The organism is Pseudomonas sp. R76 (genome assembly GCF_009834565.1).
Taxonomy (GTDB): Bacteria; Pseudomonadota; Gammaproteobacteria; order Pseudomonadales; family Pseudomonadaceae; genus Aquipseudomonas.
The window spans coordinates 5,096,003-5,117,141 of sequence record NZ_CP019428.1; the positions used below are offsets into that span (position 1 = coordinate 5,096,003).

Annotated in this window: 17 protein-coding genes and 1 pseudogene; 9 read left to right on the forward strand and 9 right to left on the reverse strand. The window is 61.1% G+C overall.

Annotated features, from left to right (window positions below):
* Positions 1 to 729: an alanyl-tRNA editing protein gene (locus PspR76_RS22860; protein WP_159958951.1), complete on the forward strand. Its 729-nt coding sequence runs from the start codon at positions 1 to 3 to the stop codon at positions 727 to 729.
* A gap of 64 nt (positions 730 to 793) precedes the next feature.
* Here PspR76_RS22860 and PspR76_RS31355 read toward each other — a convergent pair whose 3' ends face one another.
* Positions 794 to 1,915: a hypothetical protein gene (locus PspR76_RS31355; RefSeq protein WP_237235694.1), complete on the reverse strand. Its 1,122-nt coding sequence runs from the start codon at positions 1,913 to 1,915 to the stop codon at positions 794 to 796.
* Positions 1,916 to 2,275: 360 nt separating this feature from the next.
* Here PspR76_RS31355 and PspR76_RS22870 point away from each other — a divergent pair, with 360 nt between their 5' ends.
* Entirely contained in the window at positions 2,276 to 4,021 is a 1,746-nt protein-coding gene (locus PspR76_RS22870; RefSeq protein ID WP_159958953.1) for an ABC transporter permease, read from the forward strand.
* Positions 4,022 to 4,035: 14 nt separating this feature from the next.
* The gene (locus tag PspR76_RS22875; RefSeq protein WP_159958955.1) at positions 4,036 to 5,355 is read left to right on the forward strand and encodes an ABC transporter ATP-binding protein; all 1,320 of its coding nucleotides are present in this window, start codon (positions 4,036 to 4,038) and stop codon (positions 5,353 to 5,355) included.
* 161 nt (positions 5,356 to 5,516) lie between these two features.
* Here PspR76_RS22875 and prpD read toward each other — a convergent pair whose 3' ends face one another.
* The 7 genes and pseudogenes from prpD to PspR76_RS22910 all read right to left on the reverse strand — a co-directional run bounded on the left by prpD (position 5,517) and on the right by PspR76_RS22910 (position 14,632).
* Entirely contained in the window at positions 5,517 to 7,001 is a 1,485-nt protein-coding gene (gene prpD, locus PspR76_RS22880) for a 2-methylcitrate dehydratase (RefSeq protein WP_159958957.1), read from the reverse strand.
* Positions 7,002 to 7,215: 214 nt separating this feature from the next.
* Positions 7,216 to 8,406, reverse strand: a complete 1,191-nt coding sequence (gene prpF, locus PspR76_RS22885) for a 2-methylaconitate cis-trans isomerase PrpF (protein WP_159958959.1) — start codon at positions 8,404 to 8,406, stop codon at positions 7,216 to 7,218.
* A 10-nt stretch (positions 8,407 to 8,416) separates the two neighbouring features.
* Positions 8,417 to 11,011: a Fe/S-dependent 2-methylisocitrate dehydratase AcnD gene (gene acnD, locus PspR76_RS22890; protein WP_159958961.1), complete on the reverse strand. Its 2,595-nt coding sequence runs from the start codon at positions 11,009 to 11,011 to the stop codon at positions 8,417 to 8,419.
* A 246-nt stretch (positions 11,012 to 11,257) separates the two neighbouring features.
* Positions 11,258 to 11,677 (reverse strand): annotated as a pseudogene (locus tag PspR76_RS22895) (aconitase family protein); the annotation flags it as partial.
* A gap of 183 nt (positions 11,678 to 11,860) precedes the next feature.
* A complete protein-coding gene (prpC, locus tag PspR76_RS22900; RefSeq protein WP_159958963.1) occupies positions 11,861 to 12,988 on the reverse strand; it encodes a bifunctional 2-methylcitrate synthase/citrate synthase in 1,128 nt (375 codons plus the stop codon).
* Between the two features lie 40 nt (positions 12,989 to 13,028).
* Positions 13,029 to 13,922: a methylisocitrate lyase gene (gene prpB, locus PspR76_RS22905; protein ID WP_021491517.1), complete on the reverse strand. Its 894-nt coding sequence runs from the start codon at positions 13,920 to 13,922 to the stop codon at positions 13,029 to 13,031.
* Positions 13,919 to 14,632, reverse strand: a complete 714-nt coding sequence (locus tag PspR76_RS22910) for a GntR family transcriptional regulator (protein ID WP_159958965.1) — start codon at positions 14,630 to 14,632, stop codon at positions 13,919 to 13,921. The genes prpB and PspR76_RS22910 overlap by 4 nt, the downstream gene beginning before the upstream one ends.
* 272 nt (positions 14,633 to 14,904) lie before the next feature.
* On the opposite strand from PspR76_RS22910, the gene rloA reads away from it, so the two are divergent.
* The 6 genes from rloA (at position 14,905) to PspR76_RS22940 (ending at position 20,256) form a co-directional block, all read left to right on the forward strand.
* Positions 14,905 to 15,441: a retropepsin-like aspartic peptidase RloA gene (gene rloA, locus PspR76_RS22915; RefSeq protein ID WP_159958967.1), complete on the forward strand. Its 537-nt coding sequence runs from the start codon at positions 14,905 to 14,907 to the stop codon at positions 15,439 to 15,441.
* A gap of 5 nt (positions 15,442 to 15,446) precedes the next feature.
* The gene (gene rloB, locus PspR76_RS22920; RefSeq protein ID WP_159958969.1) at positions 15,447 to 16,979 is read left to right on the forward strand and encodes an osmotic stress tolerance membrane protein RloB; all 1,533 of its coding nucleotides are present in this window, start codon (positions 15,447 to 15,449) and stop codon (positions 16,977 to 16,979) included.
* Entirely contained in the window at positions 16,979 to 17,965 is a 987-nt protein-coding gene (locus tag PspR76_RS22925) for an alpha-L-glutamate ligase-like protein (RefSeq protein ID WP_159958971.1), read from the forward strand. The genes rloB and PspR76_RS22925 overlap by 1 nt, the downstream gene beginning before the upstream one ends.
* Positions 17,966 to 18,121: 156 nt before the next feature.
* Positions 18,122 to 19,465 carry an aminodeoxychorismate synthase component I gene (gene pabB / locus PspR76_RS22930; RefSeq protein WP_159958973.1) on the forward strand — a complete coding sequence of 448 codons (1,344 nt, stop codon included), beginning with the start codon at positions 18,122 to 18,124 and terminating at the stop codon, positions 19,463 to 19,465.
* A 132-nt stretch (positions 19,466 to 19,597) separates the two neighbouring features.
* Entirely contained in the window at positions 19,598 to 19,900 is a 303-nt protein-coding gene (locus PspR76_RS22935; protein ID WP_159958975.1) for a type II toxin-antitoxin system HigB family toxin, read from the forward strand.
* The gene (locus PspR76_RS22940; RefSeq protein WP_159958977.1) at positions 19,900 to 20,256 is read left to right on the forward strand and encodes a helix-turn-helix domain-containing protein; all 357 of its coding nucleotides are present in this window, start codon (positions 19,900 to 19,902) and stop codon (positions 20,254 to 20,256) included. Before PspR76_RS22935 ends, PspR76_RS22940 begins: the two co-directional genes overlap by 1 nt.
* A 127-nt stretch (positions 20,257 to 20,383) precedes the next feature.
* Here PspR76_RS22940 and thrH read toward each other — a convergent pair whose 3' ends face one another.
* Positions 20,384 to 21,001, reverse strand: coding sequence for a bifunctional phosphoserine phosphatase/homoserine phosphotransferase ThrH (thrH, locus tag PspR76_RS22945; RefSeq protein ID WP_159958979.1), 618 nt, complete (start codon positions 20,999 to 21,001; stop codon positions 20,384 to 20,386).
* Between the last annotated feature and the right edge of the window lie 138 nt (positions 21,002 to 21,139).

Sequence of the window (21,139 nt, forward strand, 5' to 3'; positions counted from 1 at the left end):
ATGTCTGTGCACACCATGGAAACCCTGGCGCTGTTCGACAGCGCGCCCTACCAGAACGCCTTCAGCGCCCGGGTGATTGCCGTCAGCGAACACGGCATCGCCCTGGAGCACACGTTGTTCTACCCCACCGGCGGCGGGCAACCGGGAGATACAGGGCACCTCACCCTGGCCGATGGCACGCGGGTCGAGGTCATCGGCACCGTGCGCGACCCGGTGTTGCGCTCGATCATCTGGCACCAAGTGGATCATTGCCCTGAGCAGTTGACCGCAGGCGTGCAGGTGGACGCGGGCCTGGATTGGGAACGGCGCTACCAGCACATGAAAATGCACACCTGCCTGCACTTGCTGTGCTCGATCATCGATGCACCCGTAACCGGTTGCAGCATCAGCGCGGACAAGGGCCGCCTGGATTTCGACCTGCCGGAAATGACCCTCGACAAAGACAGCATCACCCGCGACCTCAACGCGCTGATCGAACAAGCCCATGCGGTGAAAACCTTGTCGATGCCCGCCTCGGAGTACTCAACCCTGCTGCAGATCACCCGCACCCAGGCGGTTGCGCCGCCGGTGATTCAAGGTTCGGTACGCGTGATCGACATCGCCGGTATCGATATCCAACCGTGCGGCGGCACCCACGTGATCAATACGGAAGAAATCGGCCGGGTGTTCTGCGAGAAAATCGAGAAGAAGAGCAAGCACAACCGCCGAGTGATTCTGCGGTTTGAGTGAGAGATTGATGCTGACGCGAGCTAGTGTGGGCGTTAACTCACACTAGCCAATCCGCTGTCATGCTTTATTGGTTTTGCCCGCTGATTTGCTTGGTCAAGGTGTCCACCTGCGCTGTAAGTTTCGACGTCTTCTGCGCAAAATCCTGTTCCATCTCAGCAATTTGCTTCTCAAGTTCCTGGTTTTTCTGGTTCAGGTAAGCCACGGTGCCGGGGGCAGGCGCTGTTGAGTCATTGGCTGGGGCTGGCTCTTCATTTTGTGGAGGGGCGGCGGTTTTAGGCTTGACGGGGTCTGACGAACCCGTCTCGGGTGTGCCTGACGACTCGGGAGCTGTCTGCTTTTGAGGAGCACCTTTGTTGGTCGCTGCAATCAATTCATCCAATTTCTCCGACACCAACTTCATTGCGTTTTGGAATTCCTTAAGTAAATTTGAAAACAGATTTTGAATATCGGTTTGTTGTTTAGCCACGTTATCCAGCCCTTGAGGCTGGCTTTGCTCTGTCCCCTGAGTGCCCTGAGTACCCTGAGTACCCTGAGTACCCTGAGTACCCTGAGTACCCTGAGTACCCTGAGTACCCTGAGTACCCTGAGTACCCTGAGTACCCTGAGTACCCTGAGTATCCTGAGTATCCTGAGAACCCTGAGAACCCTGAGAACCCTGAGAACCCTGAGTATCCTGAGAGCCTTGAGTACCCTGATTGCCCTGATTGCCCTGTGTATCCGGCGTGGAAGAAGTTTGAGGTGGGGCCGACTGACCATCCGCGCGACGGTTCACGGGCGGAGCATCCGGCGTCGCGGGCGCCTGTTCAGGCTTTTTACCCGACTTCTTGATTTCTTGAAGCAACTCGTTTATTCGGGCATAGAGATCATTCAGCGTCTTCCCAACTTTTTCTCTCAACGATTTGTGTTTGGCGATCAGTTGATTATTTTTCTCAGTCAGCGCCGCGATCTCGGACTGTGAATCAGCGCCCTGATTCGGCTGGTTGACGATTTTGTTGTGGCTGGAAAACTTACCGCGCTGTTCAGGGCCCACTTTAGGACTCGGCGGCGTTGAACCTGGCGAATGAGTGGGCGAGTTGGCGGGGGCGCCAGCAGTGTCGCCGGAACCGGCAGATGGCGGCGTTGGCGGCGGGGGTTGCATTTCGTACTTGTATTGGGGCGCATATCGTTGAGTATCTACAGTAGACATAAAGCACCTCTTCAGTCTCTCGCTGGGTCCGCGTATTGGGTTTGCCGGGCAACCTGGCACAGCAGGTCACCCGTCTACCTGATTGGTATGCATCGGAAACCAGTTCCACGGGAGTAAGAAATTTGAGGTGCTGCTTGTGACAAGGTCAAAACGCGTCGATGCCCAAGCGACGTTTCGTACAGGAAACTGACAGCAAATTTATGTGCTTGTAACATTCAGAAACGTACAATCCCGCCAGCAACGCCTCGTTGCCCCTGACTCACGAAAACAGCGCCCGTCCTTCTCGGTAGGTCATTCGTGCAGCAGCTAAGCTCACTCCCATCACGCCCCTGAACCTGAACGCTGCAGGACTGACTGCCTATGAACAAAGTGTTCCGCGATTACCTGCCAGCATCCACATTGCGCTTGCTGCCCAACCGCTGGGACTTGGTCGCCCTGCCTTTGGTGATTGGCTTTCTACTGTTTTTCTCGATCACCGCCCGTGAAACCTGGGCGCCCATTGCCACGCTACAGAGTGAAGTGATCTCCCTTGACCCGGCCAACCTGCCGGAGTACGCGTTGCGCACCACCCTGCGCATGCTCGCGGCGATGGTCGCAGCGTTGGTGTTCACCCTGTTGTACGGCACCCTGGCGGCCAAAAGCCGGCGCGCCGAGAAACTGCTGGTGCCGGTGCTCGACATCCTGCAATCGGTGCCGGTGCTCGGTTACATCTCTTTTACCGTGACGTTTTTCCTGTTGCTGTTCCCGGGGCGCGTGCTGGGTGCCGAGTTCGCGGCGATCTTTGCGATCTTCACCAGCCAGGCCTGGAACATGACGTTCAGCTTCTACCAGTCGCTGCGCATGCTGCCCCATGACCTGGTGGAAGTGTCGACCAACCTGCGGCTGTCCGGCTGGCAAAAGTTCTGGAAGCTCGACGTGCCCTTCGCCATGCCTGGGCTGGTGTGGAACATGATGATGAGCATGTCCGGCGGCTGGTTTTTTGTGGTCGCTTCCGAAGCCATCACCGTCGGCGACAAGACCATCACCCTGCCGGGCGTGGGTTCGTACCTGGCCCTGGCGATTGCCCAGAAAGACCTGCACGCCGTGGGCTACGTGATCCTGGCGATGATTGTGGTCATCCTTATGTACGACCAGTTCCTGTTCCGCCCACTGGTAGCCTGGGCCGACAAGTTCCGCATGGAAACCACCGCCTCCCAGGGCGCCGCGCCGCAATCCTGGGTGCTCAACCTGATCCAGCGCACCCGCGTGGTCCAGCGTATGCTGCGCCCGATTACCCGTTCCTTCAGCCGTATCGGCAACAAGCGTTTCAGCCTCGCGGGCGGTGCGCTCAAGGCCTTGCCGGCAGAAACACCGCAAACCTCAAAAGTGATCGATTGGGTGTGGGGCACACTCATCGCGCTGCTGGCCGCGTATGCGCTGTATCACATCGTGCAGTACGTCGGCACCGAAGTGACCTTTGCCGAGGTCGGCCACGTGTTTTTGCTGGGATTCATCACGCTGCTGCGGGTAACCGGGCTGATCTTGATCGCTTCGCTGATCTGGGTGCCGCTGGGCGTGATGATCGGCCTGCGCCCCGCCCTGGCGGAAAAAATCCAGCCGCTGGCGCAGTTCCTTGCGGCGTTCCCGGCGAACCTGCTGTTCCCGGTATTCGTCATCGTGATCCTGCATTACAAGCTCAACCCGGATATCTGGCTGAGCCCGTTGATCGTGCTGGGCACCCAGTGGTACATCCTGTTCAACGTGATCGCCGGGGCCAGCGCGTTTCCCAATGACTTCAAGGAAGCCGCCGCCAACTTCCGCATTCGCGGCTGGCTGTGGTGGCGCAAGGTGATGCTGCCGGGGATCTTCCCGTACTACGTCACTGGTGCCATTACCGCCTCGGGCGGCGCGTGGAACGCCAGTATCGTGTCCGAGTACGTGTCCTGGGGCCAGGACAACGTGGTCGCCCACGGGCTCGGCGCCTACATCGCCCAGACCACCGCCGCCGGCGACTTCCCGAAAATCGCCTTGGGCGTGGTGGTGATGTCGATCTTCGTGGTGGCGTTCAACCGCGCGGTCTGGCGACCTATGTACGCCATCGCTGAAAACAAACTTCGTCTGAATTGATGGGATTCGCTGTGATGAATACCTCTACCGAACACGCTGCCGACACCCCGGAAATCTACTCGCTGAAAAACGTCAACCGGGTTTTCGGCAAAGGCAAAGACGAGCTGCAAGTGCTCAGCGGCGTAGACCTGAGCCTGCATGAAGGCGAGATCGTCGGCATGCTCGGCCGCTCAGGCTCGGGCAAGTCTACGCTGCTGCGCATCATCGCCGGGCTGATCCAGCCGTCGTCGGGCGACGTGCGCTACAACGGCGCGCCGCTCAACGGCCCGGCGGAAGGCGTGGCCATGGTGTTCCAGACCTTTGCGCTGTTCCCCTGGCTGACCGTGCTGGAAAACGTTGAAGCCGGCCTGCAAGCCTTGCAGGTCGAGCGCAAGGAAAGCCGCCGCCGCGCCCTGGCCGCCATCGACCTGATCGGCCTGGACGGCTTTGAAAACGCCTACCCGCGCGAGTTGTCCGGCGGCATGCGCCAGCGCGTGGGCTTTGCCCGTGGCCTGGTGGTCAACCCGACCTTGCTGCTGATGGACGAGCCCTTCTCGGCCCTCGACGTGCTCACCGCCGAAACCCTGCGTACCGACTTGCTGGACTTGTGGAGCGGCAAACAGCTGCCGATCAAGTCGATCCTGATCGTGACCCACAACATCGAAGAAGCGGTATTGATGTGCGACCGCATTCTGGTGTTGTCGTCCAACCCTGGCCGCGTGGTCGCCGAAATCAAAGTGCCGTTTGCGCACCCGCGCAACCGCCTGGACCCGACTTTCAGGCAAATGGTCGATGACATCTACGCGCTGATGACCGACCGGCGCAGCGCCGATGCCAAAGGCATACCCGAGCTGAAAATGGGCAGCCTGTTGCCGGAAGTGTCCACCAACTTGATGGCCGGCCTGATCGAAACCCTGGCCGCCGAGCCTTACAACGGCCACGCCGGTTTGCCGACCGTGGCCGAGCGACGCTTGCTGGAAGTCGACGACCTGTTCCCGGTGGCCGAGATGCTTGAGCATTTGGGTTTCGCCGAACTCAAGGGCGCCGACATCACCCTCACCGACGCCGGCAAACTGTTTGCCGACTATGGCACCCAGGAACGCAAAACGCTGTTTGCCGAGCATTTGATCCGCCACGTGCCGCTGGCCGCGCGCATCCATCAGGTGTTGCTGGAACGCAGCGGGCACCGGGCGCCACGGGTGCGTTTCGAGCAGGAGCTGGAAGACTCGATGACCGAAGCCTTTGTCGAAAAAACCCTGGAAAGCGTGGTGGCGTGGGGGCGCTATGCGGAGATTTTCTCCTATGACGACCACACCGAAACATTCAGCCTGGATGATGTGGAAGGCAGTATGTAAGCCCGACTGAACAACACAAAAAAGTGTGGGAGCTGGCTTGTGTGGGAGCTGGCTTGCCTGCGATGGCATCACCTCGGTTTAACTGCAAAACCGAGGCGCCTGCATCGCGGGCAAGCCCGGCTCCCACAAAAGCCGCTCCCACATTGGCTCGGTGGTGTTTGTCAGATTACAAATAAGTCCACAAACCGGTTAACCGCCGTGGCCTCAAGTCTTTCCTGATCCTTGCACAGCGCAAAAATCTCCCCACTGCGCTGCGCGGTAAACCGCGTGGCCAGGTTGGCCTTGAACTTGTCTTCCAGCAAGGGAATGCCATCCACCCGGCGACGGCGATGCCCAATCGGGTATTCCACCGCCACCTGCTCGGTGCTGGAGCCATCCTTGAAAAACACCTGCACCGCGTTGGCGATGGAGCGCTTGTCGGCCTCCAGGTATTCGCGGCTGTAGCGTGGGTCTTCGACGATGACCATCTTCTGGCGCAGCTCATCGATAATCGGGTGAGCCGCGTGAAACTCATCCTCATACTGCTCGGCCACCAAGTTGCCGAAGGCCAGCGGCACGGCGGTCATGTATTGCAGGCAGTGGTCGCGGTCGGCGGCGTTGGCCAGCGGGCCGACTTTGGAAATGATGCGGATCGCCGACTCGTGGGTGGTGATCACGATGCGCTCGATCTCATGCAGGCGCTCCTTGACCTGCGGGTGCAACGTCACCGCCGCTTCGCAGGCAGTTTGCGCATGGAACTCGGCCGGGAAACTGATCTTGAACAGCACGTTTTCCATCACGTAGGTGCCGTAGGGCTGGGACAGGCTGAACGCGCGCTTGTCTTCAGGCTTGAGTGCCAGGTCCTTGTTGGTGTGGCTGAACAGTACGTCATAAAACCCCCACTGCGGCGCGCTCAACACACCCGGAATGCCCATCTCGCCGCGCATAGCGATATCGGCCAGACGCACGCCCCGACTTGACGCATCGCCCGCCGCCCAGGATTTGCGCGAGCCGGCGTTCGGTGCGTGGCGATACGTGCGCAGCGCCTGGCCATCGACAAACGCGTGGGACAAGGCTGCGAGCAGCTGCTCACGGTTGGCGCCCATCAGTTTGGCGGTCACCGCCGTGGAGGCGACTTTCACCAGCAGCACATGGTCAAGGCCGACACGGTTGAAGGCGTTTTCCAGGGCAATCACGCCCTGGATTTCATGGGCCAAGATCATCGCTTCGAGCACGGCGCGCACGGTCAACGGCGCGTCGCCATTGGCCAGGCGTTTTTGCGAAAGGTGGTCAGCCACGGCGAGGATGCCGCCGAGGTTGTCGGATGGGTGGCCCCATTCGGCGGCGAGCCAGGTGTCGTTGTAGTCGAGCCAGCGCACGATGCAGCCAATGTCCCAGGCGGCTTTGACCGGGTCCAGGCGGAACGACGTGCCAGGCACTCGCGCGCCGAACGGGACGACAGTGCCCTCCACGATTGGCCCCAGGTGCTTGGTGCACTCGGGGAAGCGCAGGGCCAACAGGCCACAGCCGAGGGTGTCCATCAGGCAGTTGCGCGCGGTGTCCAAGGCGGCCTGGGACTCGATGCAGTAATTGAGGACGTAATCGGCAATGTCCTGCAGGACCTGATCGTAGTCCGGGCGATTGTTCTGGTCGACGTTGGCGCTCATGGCAGTTCTCCAAAAAGGGTTGGGGTTAGTCCTCGGGCTTACGGTTGTTAGAGAGCAGATCTTGGACGCCTGCCTTGAAATAGAAGACCACCTGTGGGAGCGGGCTTGCCCGCGATGGCGGTGGTTCAGCAAATGAACGGTTACTGATAGACCGCTATCGCGGGCAAGCCCGCTCCCACACAGCCCCTCTCCCACAGGGGTTCGGTGCAAGGTGTTAGAAAGCGTCGCCGGGCACGCGCACGAAGCCTTCCATCAACACCCGCGCGCTGCGGCTCATGATGGCTTTCTTAACGACCCATTCGCCGTTCACCTGGGTCGCCTCGGCGCCCACACGCAAGGTGCCGGACGGGTGCCCGAACCGCACCGCATTACGCTCAACACCACCCGCCGCCAGGTTGACCAAGGTGCCGGAAATCGCCGCCGCCGTGCCAATCGCCACCGCCGCCGTGCCCATCATCGCGTGGTGCAGCTTGCCCATGGACAGCGCGCGCACGAGCAAATCCACATCGGCGGCCTTGATCGCCTTGCCGCTGGACGCCACGTAATCCGCAGGCTTGGCCACAAACGCCACCTTCGGCGTGTGCTGGCGCTGGGCGGCTTCGTCCAGATGTTTGATCAAGCCCATGCGCAAGGCGCCGTAAGCGCGCACGGTTTCAAACATTGCCAGGGCTTTCGGGTCGCTGTTGATCGCGCCTTGCAGCTCGGTGCCGGTGTAGCCGAGGTCTTCGGCGTTGATGAAAATCGTCGGGATGCCGGCGTTGATCAGCGTCGCCTTGAAGGTGCCGACACCGGGCACTTCGAGGTCGTCGACCAGGTTGCCGGTGGGGAACATCGAGCCACCGCCGCCCTCTTCCTCCGCCGCCGGGTCCATGAACTCCAGTTGCACTTCGGCGGCCGGGAAGGTCACGCCGTCGAGTTCGAAGTCACCGGTTTCCTGCACCGCGCCGTCAGTGATCGGCACGTGGGCAATGATGGTCTTGCCGATATTGGCCTGCCACACCCGCACCACGGCCACGCCGTTGCGGGGCACGCGGGCGGGGTCGACCAGCCCGGCGCTGATAGCGAACGAACCGACCGCCGCCGACAAGTTGCCGCAGTTGCCGCTCCAGTCGACAAAAGGCTTGTCGATGGACACCTGGCCAAACAGATAGTCCACGTCGTGGTCGGCGCGGGTGCTCTTGGCCAGGATCACCGTTTTGCTGGTGCTCGAAGTGGCGCCGCCCATGCCGTCGATTTGCTTGTCGTAGGGATCGGGGCTGCCGATCACCCGCAACAGCAAGGCATCGCGCGTGGCGCCGGGCACCTGCGCCGCTTCGGGCAGGTCCTTGAGGCTGAAAAACACGCCCTTGCTGGTGCCGCCACGCATATAGGTGGCGGGGATCTTGATTTGCGCTGCGTGTGCCATGGTTATCCCCTTAAGCGGTCGCCGCCGATTCCAGGAAGTCCTGGGCAAAACGTTGCAACACGCCGCCGGCCTCGTAGATCGACACTTCTTCGGCGGTGTCCAGGCGGCAGGTCACCGGCACGTCGACACGTTCGCCATTTTTGCGGTTGATCACCAACGTCAGCTGCGCGCGCGGGGTGCGCTGGCCGACCACGTCATAGGTTTCGCTGCCGTCGATGTTCAGGGTGTGGCGGTCGGTGCCCGGCAGGAACTCCAGCGGCAACACGCCCATGCCCACCAAGTTGGTGCGGTGGATACGCTCGAAGCCTTCGGCGGCAATCGCTTCCACACCCGCCAGGCGCACACCTTTGGCCGCCCAGTCGCGGGACGAACCCTGGCCGTAGTCGGCGCCGGCAATGATGATCAGCGGCTGCTTGCGCTCCATGTAGGTTTCGATGGCTTCCCACATCCGCGTGACCTGGCCTTCCGGCTCGATCCGCGCCAGCGAACCCTGCTTGACCTTGCCGTTTTCCTGGACCATTTCGTTGAACAGTTTCGGGTTGGCAAAGGTCGCGCGCTGCGCGGTCAGGTGGTCGCCGCGGTGAGTCGCGTAGGAGTTGAAGTCGACTTCCGGCAAGCCCATTTTCGCCAGGTATTCACCGGCGGCGCTGTCGAGCATGATCGCGTTGGACGGCGACAGGTGGTCGGTGGTGATGTTGTCCGGCAGCACGGCCAGCGGGCGCATGCCCTTGAGCGGCCGCGCACCGGCCAGCGCGCCTTCCCAATACGGCGGGCGACGAATGTAGGTGCTTTGCGGGCGCCAGTCGTACAGCGGCGCGACTTTGGGGCCGGTGTCTTCGTGGATCGCGAACATCGGGATATAGACGGCGCGGAACTGCTCCGGCTTGACCGAGGCCTTGACCACCGCGTCGATTTCTTCATCGCTCGGCCAGATGTCTTGCAGGCGGATTTCCTTGCCATTGGCGTCGAGGCCGAGCACGTCCTTTTCAATGTCGAAACGGATGGTGCCCGCAATCGCGTAAGCCACCACCAACGGCGGCGAAGCCAGGAACGCTTGCTTGGCGTACGGGTGAATGCGCCCGTCGAAGTTGCGGTTACCCGACAGCACGGCGGTGGCGTACAGGTCGCGGTCGATGATTTCTTGCTGGATGACCGGGTCGAGTGCGCCGGACATGCCATTGCAGGTGGTGCAGGCGAACGCCACCACGCCGAAGCCGAGTTTTTCCAACTCGTGGCCCAGGCCCGCGTCCTCCAGGTACATGGCCACGGTTTTCGAACCCGGTGCCAGCGAGGATTTGACCCACGGTTTGCGCGTCAGCCCCAACTTGTTGGCGTTACGCGCCAGCAGGCCGGCAGCAATCACGTTGCGCGGGTTGCTGGTGTTGGTGCAACTGGTGATGGCGGCGATGATCACCGCGCCGTCGGGCATTTGCCCCGGCACTTCATCCCACTGGCCGGAGATGCCCTTGGCCGCCAGGTCGCTGGTGGCCACGCGCGCGTGCGGGTTGCTCGGCCCCGCCATATTGCGCACCACGCTGGACAGGTCGAAGGTCAGGCCGCGCTCGTATTGCGCGCCTTTCAGGTCATCCGCCCACAGGCCGGTGTGGCGTGCGTACTGTTCGACCAGGGTGACTTGTTCGTCTTCGCGGCCGGTGAGTTTCAGGTAGGCGATGGTCTGCTGGTCGATGTAGAACATCGCCGCCGTGGCGCCGTATTCCGGGGCCATGTTGGAGATGGTCGCGCGGTCGCCCAAGGTCAGCTTGGAGGCGCCTTCGCCGAAGAATTCCAGCCACGCGCCGACCACTTTTTGTTTACGCAGGAACTCGGTGAGCGCCAGTACCATGTCGGTGGCGGTGATGCCGGGCAGCAACTTGCCGGTGAGCTCCACGCCGATGATTTCCGGCAGGCGCATCCACGACGCGCGGCCGAGCATCACGCTCTCGGCTTCGAGGCCGCCGACGCCGATGGCGATCACACCCAGGGCGTCCACATGTGGCGTATGGCTGTCGGTGCCGACGCAGGTGTCAGGGAAGGCCACGCCGTCGCGCACCTGGATCACCGGGGACATTTTCTCCAGGTTGATCTGGTGCATGATGCCGTTGCCGGGCGGGATCACGTCGACGTTTTTGAAGGCCTTTTTGGTCCACTCGATAAAGTGGAAACGGTCTTCGTTGCGGCGGTCTTCAATAGCGCGGTTTTTCTCGAACGCGTCCGGATCAAAACCACCGGCTTCGACGGCCAGGGAGTGGTCTACGATAAGTTGGGTCGGCACCACCGGGTTGACCTGGGCCGGGTCACCGCCTTGCAGGGCGATGGCGTCGCGCAGGCCGGCGAGGTCGACCAGCGCGGTCTGGCCGAGGATGTCGTGGCACACCACGCGCGCCGGGAACCACGGGAAGTCGAGGTCGCGCTTGCGTTCGATCAGTTGGCTCAGCGAGGCGTTGAGGGTGGCCGGGTCGCAACGGCGCACGAGGTTTTCCGCGAGCACGCGCGAGGTGTACGGCAAGGTGGCGTAGGCGCCGGGAGTGATTGCGTCGACAGCCGCACGGGCGTCGAAGAAATCCAGGCGGCTGCCGGGGAGCGATTTGCGAAATTCAGTGTTCATCGTCAGGACTCGGTCACGGTAGGTTCACAGGGCGAACTGTCGACACTGGCCTGGGTCTCTGTGGGAGCTGGCTTGCCTGCGATGGCTTCACTGCGGTGTGACAGATACACCCAGGTGATGCAATCGCAGGCAAGCCAGCTCCCACAGAAAAGCACATTGGCCAGTGTGCTCAGCTCATCCCACTCAGCGACGTTCGATTGGCACGAACTTGCGCTGTTCTACGCCGATGTACTCGGCGCTTGGACGGATAGCGCGGTTTTTCTCGAACGCGTCCGGATCAAAACCACCGGCTTCGACGGCCAGGGAGTGGTCTACGATAAGTTGGGTCGGCACCACCGGGTTGACCTGGGCCGGGTCACCGCCTTGCAGGGCGATGGCGTCGCGCAGGCCGGCGAGGTCGACCAGCGCGGTCTGGCCGAGGATGTCGTGGCACACCACGCGCGCCGGGAACCACGGGAAGTCGAGGTCGCGCTTGCGTTCGATCAGTTTGCTCAGCGAGGCGTTGAGGGTGGCCGGGTCGCAACGGCGCACGAGGTTTTCCGCGAGCACGCGCGAGGTGTACGGCAAGGTGGCGTAGGCGCCGGGAGTGATTGCGTCGACAGCCGCACGGGCGTCGAAGAAATCCAGGCGGCTGCCGGGGAGCGATTTGCGAAATTCAGTGTTCATCGTCAGGACTCGGTCACGGTAGGTTCACAGGGCGAACTGTCGACACTGGCCTGGGTCTCTGTGGGAGCTGGCTTGCCTGCGATGGCTTCACTGCGGTGTGACAGATACACCCAGGTGATGCAATCGCAGGCAAGCCAGCTCCCACAGAAAAGCACATTGGCCAGTGTGCTCAGCTCATCCCACTCAGCGACGTTCGATTGGCACGAACTTGCGCTGTTCTACGCCGATGTACTCGGCGCTTGGACGGATGATGCGGTTGTTGGCGCGCTGCTCGAACACGTGCGCGGCCCAGCCTGTAAGCCGCGAGCAAACGAAGATCGGCGTGAACAGCTTGGTCGGAATACCCATGAAGTGGTACGCCGAGGCATGGTAGAAGTCGGCGTTGGGGAACAGTTTCTTCTGATCCCACATGGTCTTGTCGATGGCTTCCGAGACCGGGAACAGCACCTTGTCGCCCACTTCATCAGCGAGTTTTTTCGACCAGCCCTTGATCACTTCATTACGCGGGTCGCTGTCTTTGTAGATCGCGTGGCCGAAGCCCATGATCTTGTCTTTGCGCGCCAGCATGCCGAGAGTGCCTTCGACGGCTTCTTCGGCCGAGCCGAAACGCTCGATCATTTCCATCGCCGCTTCGTTGGCACCGCCGTGCAGCGGGCCGCGCAGGGAGCCGATGGCAGCGGTGACGCAGGAGTAAAGATCCGACAGGGTCGAGGCGCACACGCGGGCGGTGAAGGTCGACGCGTTGAATTCGTGCTCGGCGTAGAGGATCAGCGACACGTTCATGACTTTCTCGTGCAGCGCGCTCGGCTTTTTGCCATGCAGCAGGTGCAGGAAATGGCCGCCGATGCTCGGCTCGTCGGTCACGCAGTCGATGCGCTTGCCGTCGTGGCTGAAGCGATACCAGTAGCACATGATCGCCGGGAACGCGGCGAGCAGGCGGTCGGTCACGTCGCGCTGCACGGAGAAGTCTTTCTCCGGCTCGATGTTGCCCAGGAACGAGCAACCGGTGCGCATCACGTCCATCGGGTGGGCGTCGGCAGGGATGCGCTCCAGCACTTCTTTCAGTGCCTGGGGCAGGTCGCGCAGCTTGCCGAGTTTGGCGGTGTAGGCGGCCAGTTCGGCTTGGGTTGGCAGCTCGCCGTACAGCAGCAGGTAGGCGACTTCTTCAAATTGCGCATCGGCGGCCAGTTCGCGCACGTCGTAGCCGCGGTAGGTCAAGCCGGCGCCGGCCTGGCCCACGGTGGACAGTGCGGTCTGCCCGGCCACCTGGCCACGCAGGCCGGCGCCACTGAGTACTTTTGCTTCAGCCATGTTCGTTCTCCAATCTTGAATTTATTAGGGAGCCACAGGGTTACTTTTTGGCGGCAAACAGCGCGTCGAGCTTTTGCTCGAAGGTGTGGTAGTCGATGCGATCGTAAAGCTCCATGCGGGTTTGCATGGTGTCGATCACGTTCTGCTGGGTGCCGTCGCGACGAATCGCGGTGTAGACGTTCTCGGCGGCCTTGTTCATGGCGCGGAAGGCCGATAGCGGGTACAGCACGATGGAAACATCGGCAGATTTCAACTGTTCGGTGGTGTACAGCGGCGTCGCGCCGAACTCAGTGATGTTGGCCAGGATCGGCGCTTTCACACGGGAGGCGAACAGCTTGTACATCTCCAGCTCGGTGATGGCTTCCGGGAAGACCATGTCGGCGCCCGCTTCGATGCAGGCGGCGGCACGTTCCAGCGCAGACTCCAAACCTTCGACCGCCAGGGCGTCGGTGCGCGCCATGATCACAAAGCTGTCATCAGTGCGCGCATCCACGGCGGCCTTGATGCGGTCGACCATTTCCTGCTGGGACACGATTTCTTTGTTCGGGCGATGACCGCAGCGCTTGGCGCCGACCTGGTCTTCGATATGGATGGCGGCCGCGCCGAACTTGATCATCGATTTGACCGTGCGCGCCACGTTGAAGGCCGAGGAGCCGAAACCGGTGTCCACGTCCACCAGCAGCGGCAGGTCGCACACGTCGGTGATGCGGCGCACGTCGGTCAACACGTCATCCAGGCCGGTGATGCCCAGGTCCGGCACGCCCAGAGAGCCCGCCGCGACGCCGCCACCCGACAGGTAGATCGCCTTGAACCCGGCGCGCTTGGCCAGCAGTGCGTGGTTGGCGTTGATCGCACCGACCACCTGCAATGGGTGTTCGCTGGCGACGGCGTCACGGAAACGCTGGCCGGGTGTCGTTTTATTGTTCGAACTCATGACTCACCTCGTGATTGGGGAGCGCCGTCCGGGAAGTGACGGGCAATGTTGCGTTTGGACGCGCCGATATGCCGGCGCATCAACAATTCGGCCAGTTCACCGTCACGCTCGGCGATCGCGTCAAGTATGCGGTGATGCTCGGCAAAGGCCTGGCGTGGACGATTGGGGGTCGCGGAAAACTGGATGCGGTACATGCGCACCAATTGGTACAGCTCGCCGCAAAGCATTTGGGTCAGGGTGCGATTACCGGCGCCTTGAATTATCCGGTAATGAAAATCGAAGTCGCCTTCCTGCTGGTAGTAGCCGAGGCCGGCCTGGAACGCTTCGTCACGTTCATGGGTGTGCAACACCTGGCGCAGCTCTTCGATTTCGGCGTCGGTCATGCGCTCGGCGGCCAAACGGCAGGCCATGCCTTCGAGGGATTCGCGGATTTCATAGAGTTCGATCAGCTCGGCATGGCTCAAGGACACGACCCGCGCGCCAACGTGGGGCACGCGCACCAGCAGGCGCTGGCCTTCGAGGCGGTGGATCGCTTCGCGCAGCGGGCCACGGCTGATGCCATAGGTGCGCGCCAGTTCCGGCTCGGAAATCTTGCTGCCGGGTGCGATCTCGCCCTTGACGATGGCGGCCTGGATACGCCGGAAGACGTTCTCCGACATTGTCTGGGAATCGTCTGACGGCGCCAGGGAGGCTTCCGCTTGATCGAGCATATTGTCGACACCTTTAAAAGCAATGCGGCAAAAACTAGCCAATCAGCCCTTAATAGTCAAAGAATAAATCCACATTGTCGACAATCGTCTAATAACCCCTTCTGCACGTTCTCGGGGCATGGCCGCCTGCCAGCGCTGGCGCCAAAAAAGCATCATGTTAGAATGCCCGCCGCATTTGCCTGACATCATTTGATGAAACGGCGCACGAGGGAGCTTGCGCAGCAATGCCAGTCGCCTTGAATTAAACATCGCACTGCACCGCCTCAGGATCTATGAGACTCAAGCCCTTCCTTTTAATGTGTTGCCTTATGTGCTTACCGGGCCTTGGCGTTGCCGCCGAGAAGACCGTGTATGGCCTGAATGAATACGCAAAACTTGCCGGCATTGACCTGGAAGTGGCAGCCAAACTCGACACTGGCGCCAAGACCGCCTCGTTGAGCGCCCGCGACATCAAGCGCTTCAAGCGCAACGGTGAATCCTGGGTACGCTTCTACCTGGCCATCGACACCGCCCATTCCCACCCCATCGAACGCCCTCTGGCCCGCGTCAGCAAGATCAAGCGCCGCGCCGGTGACTACGACCCCGATGAGGACAAGAACTACACCGCCCGCCCAGTAATCGCCCTGGACATCTGCATGGGCACCGCTTTACGCAGCATCGAAGTGAACTTGACTGACCGCAGCGCATTCCAATACCCGCTGCTGATCGGCTCCGAAGCGCTGAAACGCTTTGATGCGCTGGTCGACCCCAGTCTTAAATACGCAGCGGGCAAACCTGCCTGCGCCGCTGACGCTCCTACCGCCGAGTAAACCGAATGCGCTCTTTGACCCTGCACCTGAAAATCCTGATCACCATCCTGGTGGTGTTGGGTATTTCGGTCACCGCCTACCAGATTTTCGTGCTGGGGATTCCCGTCACCGAGGACGCCACCGACGACCTGTGGAACATCGACGCCAAGGTCGAGTTCGTCGCCAACCCCAAGGACCCGGTGAAAATTTCGATGTTCGTGCCGCCCCTGAGCCGCGACTTCGTCAGCCTCAATGAAAGTTTCATCTCCAATAACTACGGCGTGAGCGTCAACCGCACCGATGGCAACCGCAAGGTCACCTGGTCGGCCCGCCGCGCCAAAGGCAACCAGACGCTGTATTACCGCCTGGTGCTGACCAAGCGTTACAGCGGCGAAAAGGTCAAGGTCAAAGGCCCGACCTTCCGCGACAGCATCGCCGTGGAAGGCCCGGAAAAAATCGCCGCCGAAGCCTTGCTGGCGCCGATCCGCCAGCACTCGGCGGACGTCGAGACGTTTATTACCGAAGCGATCAAGCGCACCAATAACCTCAACGACGACAATGTGAAGCTGCTGCTGGCGGGCGACCCGTCGACGCCGCACAAGGCCAAAATCGTCGAGTTATTGCTGTCCATCGCCCATGTGCCGGTGGAAAAAGTCCACACCATCCGCCTGGTGGCTGATCAGCCGCAAACTCCGGAGCTGTGGCTGCGCAGCTTCAATGGCAATGACTGGTTGTACTTCAACCCGGAAACCGGCGAGCAAGGCCTGCCGGCCGACCGCCTGCTGTGGTGGACCGGCGATGAAAACCTGATCACGGTGGATGGCGGCAAAAAAGCCATGGTGACGTTCAGCCTGAACAACAGCGAAATGAACGCGATTCGCCTGGCCAAGCTGACCGACGAAAACACCGACGCCAACTTTCTCGAATATTCGTTGTACGGCCTGCCGCTGCAAACCCAGCAGACCTTCATGATCATGGTGATGATCCCGATTGGCGTGCTGGTGATCCTGATCCTGCGCAACCTGATCGGCCTGCAGACGCTGGGCACCTTTACCCCGGTGCTGATCGCGTTGGCGTTCCGCGAGACGCAGTTGGGCTTCGGGATTGTGCTGTTCACCATTATTACCGCGCTGGGCTTGTCGCTCAGGTCCTATCTGGAACACTTGAAGTTGCAGATGCTGCCGAGGCTCTCGGTGGTGCTGACCTTCGTGGTGGTGCTGATTGCAGCCATCAGCCTGTTCAGCCACAAGCTGGGCCTGGAGCGCGGGCTGTCGGTGGCGCTGTTCCCGATGGTGATCCTGACCATGACCATCGAACGCCTGTCGATCACCTGGGAAGAACGCGGCGCCAACCACGCGCTGAAAGTGGCGATTGGTACGCTGTTCGCCGCCTCGCTGGCGCACATCATCATGAGCGTGCCGGAGTTGATCTACTTTGTGTTCACCTTCCCGGCGATCCTGCTGATCCTGGTGGGCTTCATGCTGGCCATGGGGCGTTATCGCGGCTACCGCCTGACCGAGCTGGTGCGTTTTAAGGCTTTCCTCAAGGCTGATTCGTAATGTTCGGCTTCTGGAAAACCTGGAAGGCCCTCGAAGCGCGGGGGATCATGGGCATCAACCGGCGTAACGCCGACTACGTGCTCAAGTACAACAAGCGCAGCCTGTACCCGATTGTGGATGACAAGATCATCACCAAGGAGCGGGCGATGGCGGCCGGCATTCACGTGCCGAAAATGTACGGGATCATTTCCACCGAGAAGGAAATCGACAAGCTCGACGAGATCATCGGTGGGCGCAGCGATTTCGTGATCAAGCCGGCCCAGGGCGCCGGCGGCGACGGCATCCTGGTGGTGGCCGACCGGTTTGAAGGACGCTATCGCACGGTGTCCGGCAAGATCATCAGCCATGAAGAAATCGAACACCAGATCTCCAGCATCCTCACCGGCCTGTATTCCCTGGGCGGCCACCGCGACCGCGCGCTGATCGAATACCGCGTGGTGCCCGACCAGATCTTCAAGAGCATCAGTTACGAAGGCGTACCGGATATTCGCATCATCGTGCTGATGGGCTACCCGGTGATGGCCATGCTGCGCTTGCCGACACGCCAGTCCGGCGGCAAGGCCAACCTGCACCAGGGCGCGATTGGCGTGGGTGTCGACCTGGCTACCGGCCTGACATTGCGCGGCACTTGGCTGAACAACATCATCACCAAACACCCCGACACCACCAACGCGGTAGACGGCGTGCAACTGCCCAACTGGGACGGTTTCATGACGTTGGCCGCCAGCTGTTATGAGTTGTGCGGGCTGGGTTACATCGGTGTGGACATGGTGCTGGACCAGGAAAAAGGCCCGCTGATCCTCGAGCTGAACGCGCGGCCGGGGCTGAATATCCAGATCGCCAACGACTGCGGCCTGACGTTGCGTACCCATGCGGTGGAAGCGCGGTTGGAGGAGCTGAAGGCTGCGGGCGTGACGGAAACGCCGGAAGAGCGAGTGAAGTTTGTGCAGGAGATGTTTGGGCATATTCCTGCGGTGGAAGGCTGATATCAGTCCGCCTGTGACGCAGAGCGTCACGGTATGCATTCCCACGCGGAGCGTGGGAACGATCAGTAGCGACTAATCACCGAACATCCCCTCTAGGAGCAAATCCTACGGGGGACTACAATCCCCTCCCCCGCGCCATTAGCTGATCCACCCCGCATGTCGACCTGTTCCGTACACCCGCTGCCCTACCGGGCCAACCCCGCCGACTACTTCGCGGCGATTCGCCATGCCCCCGGCGCGGTGCTGCTCGACAGCGGCCGCCCGGCTGCCGAGCGTGGGCGTTATGACCTGCTCAGTGCCTGGCCGCTGGAAACGCTGACGGTACGGCCTGACGAAAGCGGCGGTGATTTCCTGCAGCGCTTGCGCGAAAACCTGACGCAACTGGGTGAGGCGGCATTGCCCGCCGGTTTGGAACTGCCCTTTGCCGGGGGCTTGATCGGTTACCTGAGCTACGATTTCGGCCGGCATCTGGAACGCATGCCGCAGTTGGCGGTGGATGACCTGCACCTGCCGGATGCACGCTTCGGGCTGTATGCCTGGGCGCTGATCAGCGATCATCAGGCGCGCACCAGTCAGTTGGTTTTTCACCCGGCGCTGGCCGCCGGCGAACGGCAACGCCTGATCGACCTGTTCAGCCTGCCGGTCGCTGAAGCATCGGCTAGCTTCGCGCTTCGCGGCCCAATGGCGCCGGACCTCAGCGCCGAGGCTTACCGCCAGGCCATCATGCGCATTCAGGACTACATCCAGGCCGGTGACTGCTACCAGGTCAACTTTGCCCAGCGCTTTCGCGCGCCGTGCATCGGTGATCCATGGGTGGCCTACTGCGCCCTGCGCGAGGCCTGCCCGACGCCGTTTTCCGGGTTCCAGAGCCTGCCGAATGACGGCGCGGTGCTGAGCCTGTCGCCGGAGCGCTTTGTACACATCAGCCAGCGCCGCGTCGAAACCCGCCCCATCAAAGGCACCCGCCCGCGAGGTTTGACGCCCGCAGAAGATGCAGCCAACGCCGCCGAACTGCTGGCCAGCCCCAAGGATCGCGCCGAAAACCTGATGATCGTCGACCTGTTGCGCAACGACCTTGGCCGCACCTGCCGCACCGGTTCGGTAAAAGTGCCGGAGCTGTTCAGACTCGAAAGCTACCCCAACGTGCACCATCTGGTGAGCAGCGTCACCGGTGAACTGGCCGACGACAAAGACGCCCTCGACCTGATCGCCGGCAGCTTCCCTGGCGGTTCCATTACTGGCGCGCCGAAGATTCGTGCGATGCAGATCATCGATGAGCTGGAGCCGACCCGACGTGGGCTGTACTGCGGCTCGCTGATGTATCTGGACGTGCGCGGCGAGATGGACAGTTCCATCGCGATTCGCAGCTTACTGGTGAAGGACGGGCAGGTGTGCTGCTGGGGCGGCGGCGGGATCGTGGCGGATTCGCAGTGGGAGGCGGAGTATCAGGAGTCGCTGACCAAAGTGCGGGTGTTGTTACAAACCTTGGAAAGCCTGTAGCGCTTCAGCTGACCTGCCACCGCCGTCTGTGAAGGATCACATGAAACGACTGCCAACTCGTCAGAAATTATTTCCGCGATTGCATATCCATCGAGCCGCACCTAATATCTCCCGAAATGGGAGGTGGCAGCAATGCGGATAATCGCGCTCTCCACCTTACGAACATTCTGGGAAAGCCATCCCGCTTATTGCGATGCAAAAACGCCGCTGGTCGAGCTGTATCGACATATGGAAAAGACCACGTATTCAACGCCACAAGCACTCAAAGCAGCGCTCAGAACAGCGAGCATTCTCAAAGGCGGCAGGGTTGTATTCAACGTGGGCGGCAACAAGTATCGAGTGATCATGGCAATCGATTATCAGCGACAGCTGGGGTTCATACGCTTCGTGGGGACCCACGCGCACTACGACCAGATCAACGCGGAGACCGTGTAATGAACATAAAACCTATTCATTCCCAGGAAGACCTGACTGCGGCGCTCGCACGCGTCGAGCAGCTATGGGGCGCGGAGGTTGGCTCACCAGAAGGTGACGAGCTGGAAATCCTCGCCGTGCTTATTGAAAAGTATGAGGCGGAACATTATCCAATGCCGCCTTCGGACCCGGTGGAAGCGATTAAATTTCGCATGGAGCAGTTAGGCATGACCGCCCGTGACCTTGAGCCGTTTATAGGCACGAGCGGGCGGGTTTCTGAAGTGCTGAATCACAAGCGCAAGCTGAGCCTGGCGATGATCAAGCGTCTGCATGAAGGGTTGAGTATTCCTTATGAGCGGTTGCTGGCTGGGGCCTGACGGGAATTGCAGTGGCTGTACTGGCCTCTTCGCAGGCAAGCCAGCTCCCACAGGTTGAACGGTGTGAACCCGATCGAATGTGGGAGCTGGCTTGCCTGCGATGGGGCCAACAACAGCGCTGAGAAACTTACAGGCTCAACGCCCGATTCGACGCCTTGATGAACTCTTTTTTCAAGTCCTCAAACGTATGCACCGCCGGGAACTGCGGGAATTCGCGGATCACATTCTCCGGCGCATGGAACAGAATCCCCCGGTCAGCTTCACCGAGCATGGTGGTGTCGTTGTAGGAATCGCCGGCGGCGATCACGCGGTAGTAGAGGGTTTTGAACGCCAGCACCGATTGGCGCTTGGGGTCTTTCTGGCGCAGCTGGTAGCTCACCACGCGGTCATTTTCGTCGGTAATCAGACGGTGGCAGAGCAAGGTCGGGAAGCCCAGCTGGCGCATCAGCGGTTGGGAAAACTCGTAGAAGGTGTCTGACAGGATCACCACCTGGAAACGCTCGCGCAGCCAGTTGACGAACTCGACGGCGCCGTCCAGTGGCTTGAGGGTGGCGATCACTTCCTGGATGTCGGCAAGCTTGAGCCCGTGCTCATCGAGGATGCGCAGGCGCTGCTTCATCAGCACGTCGTAGTCGGGAATGTCGCGGGTGGTGGCCCGCAGGGATTCAATACCGGTTTTTTCGGCGAAGGCGATCCAGATTTCCGGAACCAGCACCCCTTCCAGGTCGAGACAGGCAATTTCCACAAGACACTCCCATTAGATGTTGTTAGTTGAGCGAGCAAAAGGACTGCCGAACTCTAGCGACTCAAGCTGGCCGCCGCAACGCAGGGCGGATTTGATACCATCGCTTCCCTATAGAGCGCTCAGCGCCACTGACCTGTA

What these genes read in the sequence shown, in the direction of transcription:
- PspR76_RS22860 (WP_159958951.1), top strand. Translation starts at nt 1, where the DNA reads ATGTCTGTGCACACCATGGAAACCCTGGCGCTGTTCGACAGCGCGCCC.
- PspR76_RS31355 (WP_237235694.1), bottom strand. Translation starts at nt 1,915, where the DNA reads ATGTCTACTGTAGATACTCAACGATATGCGCCCCAATACAAGTACGAA.
- PspR76_RS22870 (WP_159958953.1), top strand. Translation starts at nt 2,276, where the DNA reads ATGAACAAAGTGTTCCGCGATTACCTGCCAGCATCCACATTGCGCTTG.
- PspR76_RS22875 (WP_159958955.1), top strand. Translation starts at nt 4,036, where the DNA reads ATGAATACCTCTACCGAACACGCTGCCGACACCCCGGAAATCTACTCG.
- prpD (WP_159958957.1), bottom strand. Translation starts at nt 7,001, where the DNA reads ATGAGCGCCAACGTCGACCAGAACAATCGCCCGGACTACGATCAGGTC.
- prpF (WP_159958959.1), bottom strand. Translation starts at nt 8,406, where the DNA reads ATGGCACACGCAGCGCAAATCAAGATCCCCGCCACCTATATGCGTGGC.
- acnD (WP_159958961.1), bottom strand. Translation starts at nt 11,011, where the DNA reads ATGAACACTGAATTTCGCAAATCGCTCCCCGGCAGCCGCCTGGATTTC.
- prpC (WP_159958963.1), bottom strand. Translation starts at nt 12,988, where the DNA reads ATGGCTGAAGCAAAAGTACTCAGTGGCGCCGGCCTGCGTGGCCAGGTG.
- prpB (WP_021491517.1), bottom strand. Translation starts at nt 13,922, where the DNA reads ATGAGTTCGAACAATAAAACGACACCCGGCCAGCGTTTCCGTGACGCC.
- PspR76_RS22910 (WP_159958965.1), bottom strand. Translation starts at nt 14,632, where the DNA reads ATGCTCGATCAAGCGGAAGCCTCCCTGGCGCCGTCAGACGATTCCCAG.
- rloA (WP_159958967.1), top strand. Translation starts at nt 14,905, where the DNA reads ATGAGACTCAAGCCCTTCCTTTTAATGTGTTGCCTTATGTGCTTACCG.
- rloB (WP_159958969.1), top strand. Translation starts at nt 15,447, where the DNA reads ATGCGCTCTTTGACCCTGCACCTGAAAATCCTGATCACCATCCTGGTG.
- PspR76_RS22925 (WP_159958971.1), top strand. Translation starts at nt 16,979, where the DNA reads ATGTTCGGCTTCTGGAAAACCTGGAAGGCCCTCGAAGCGCGGGGGATC.
- pabB (WP_159958973.1), top strand. Translation starts at nt 18,122, where the DNA reads ATGTCGACCTGTTCCGTACACCCGCTGCCCTACCGGGCCAACCCCGCC.
- PspR76_RS22935 (WP_159958975.1), top strand. Translation starts at nt 19,598, where the DNA reads ATGCGGATAATCGCGCTCTCCACCTTACGAACATTCTGGGAAAGCCAT.
- PspR76_RS22940 (WP_159958977.1), top strand. Translation starts at nt 19,900, where the DNA reads ATGAACATAAAACCTATTCATTCCCAGGAAGACCTGACTGCGGCGCTC.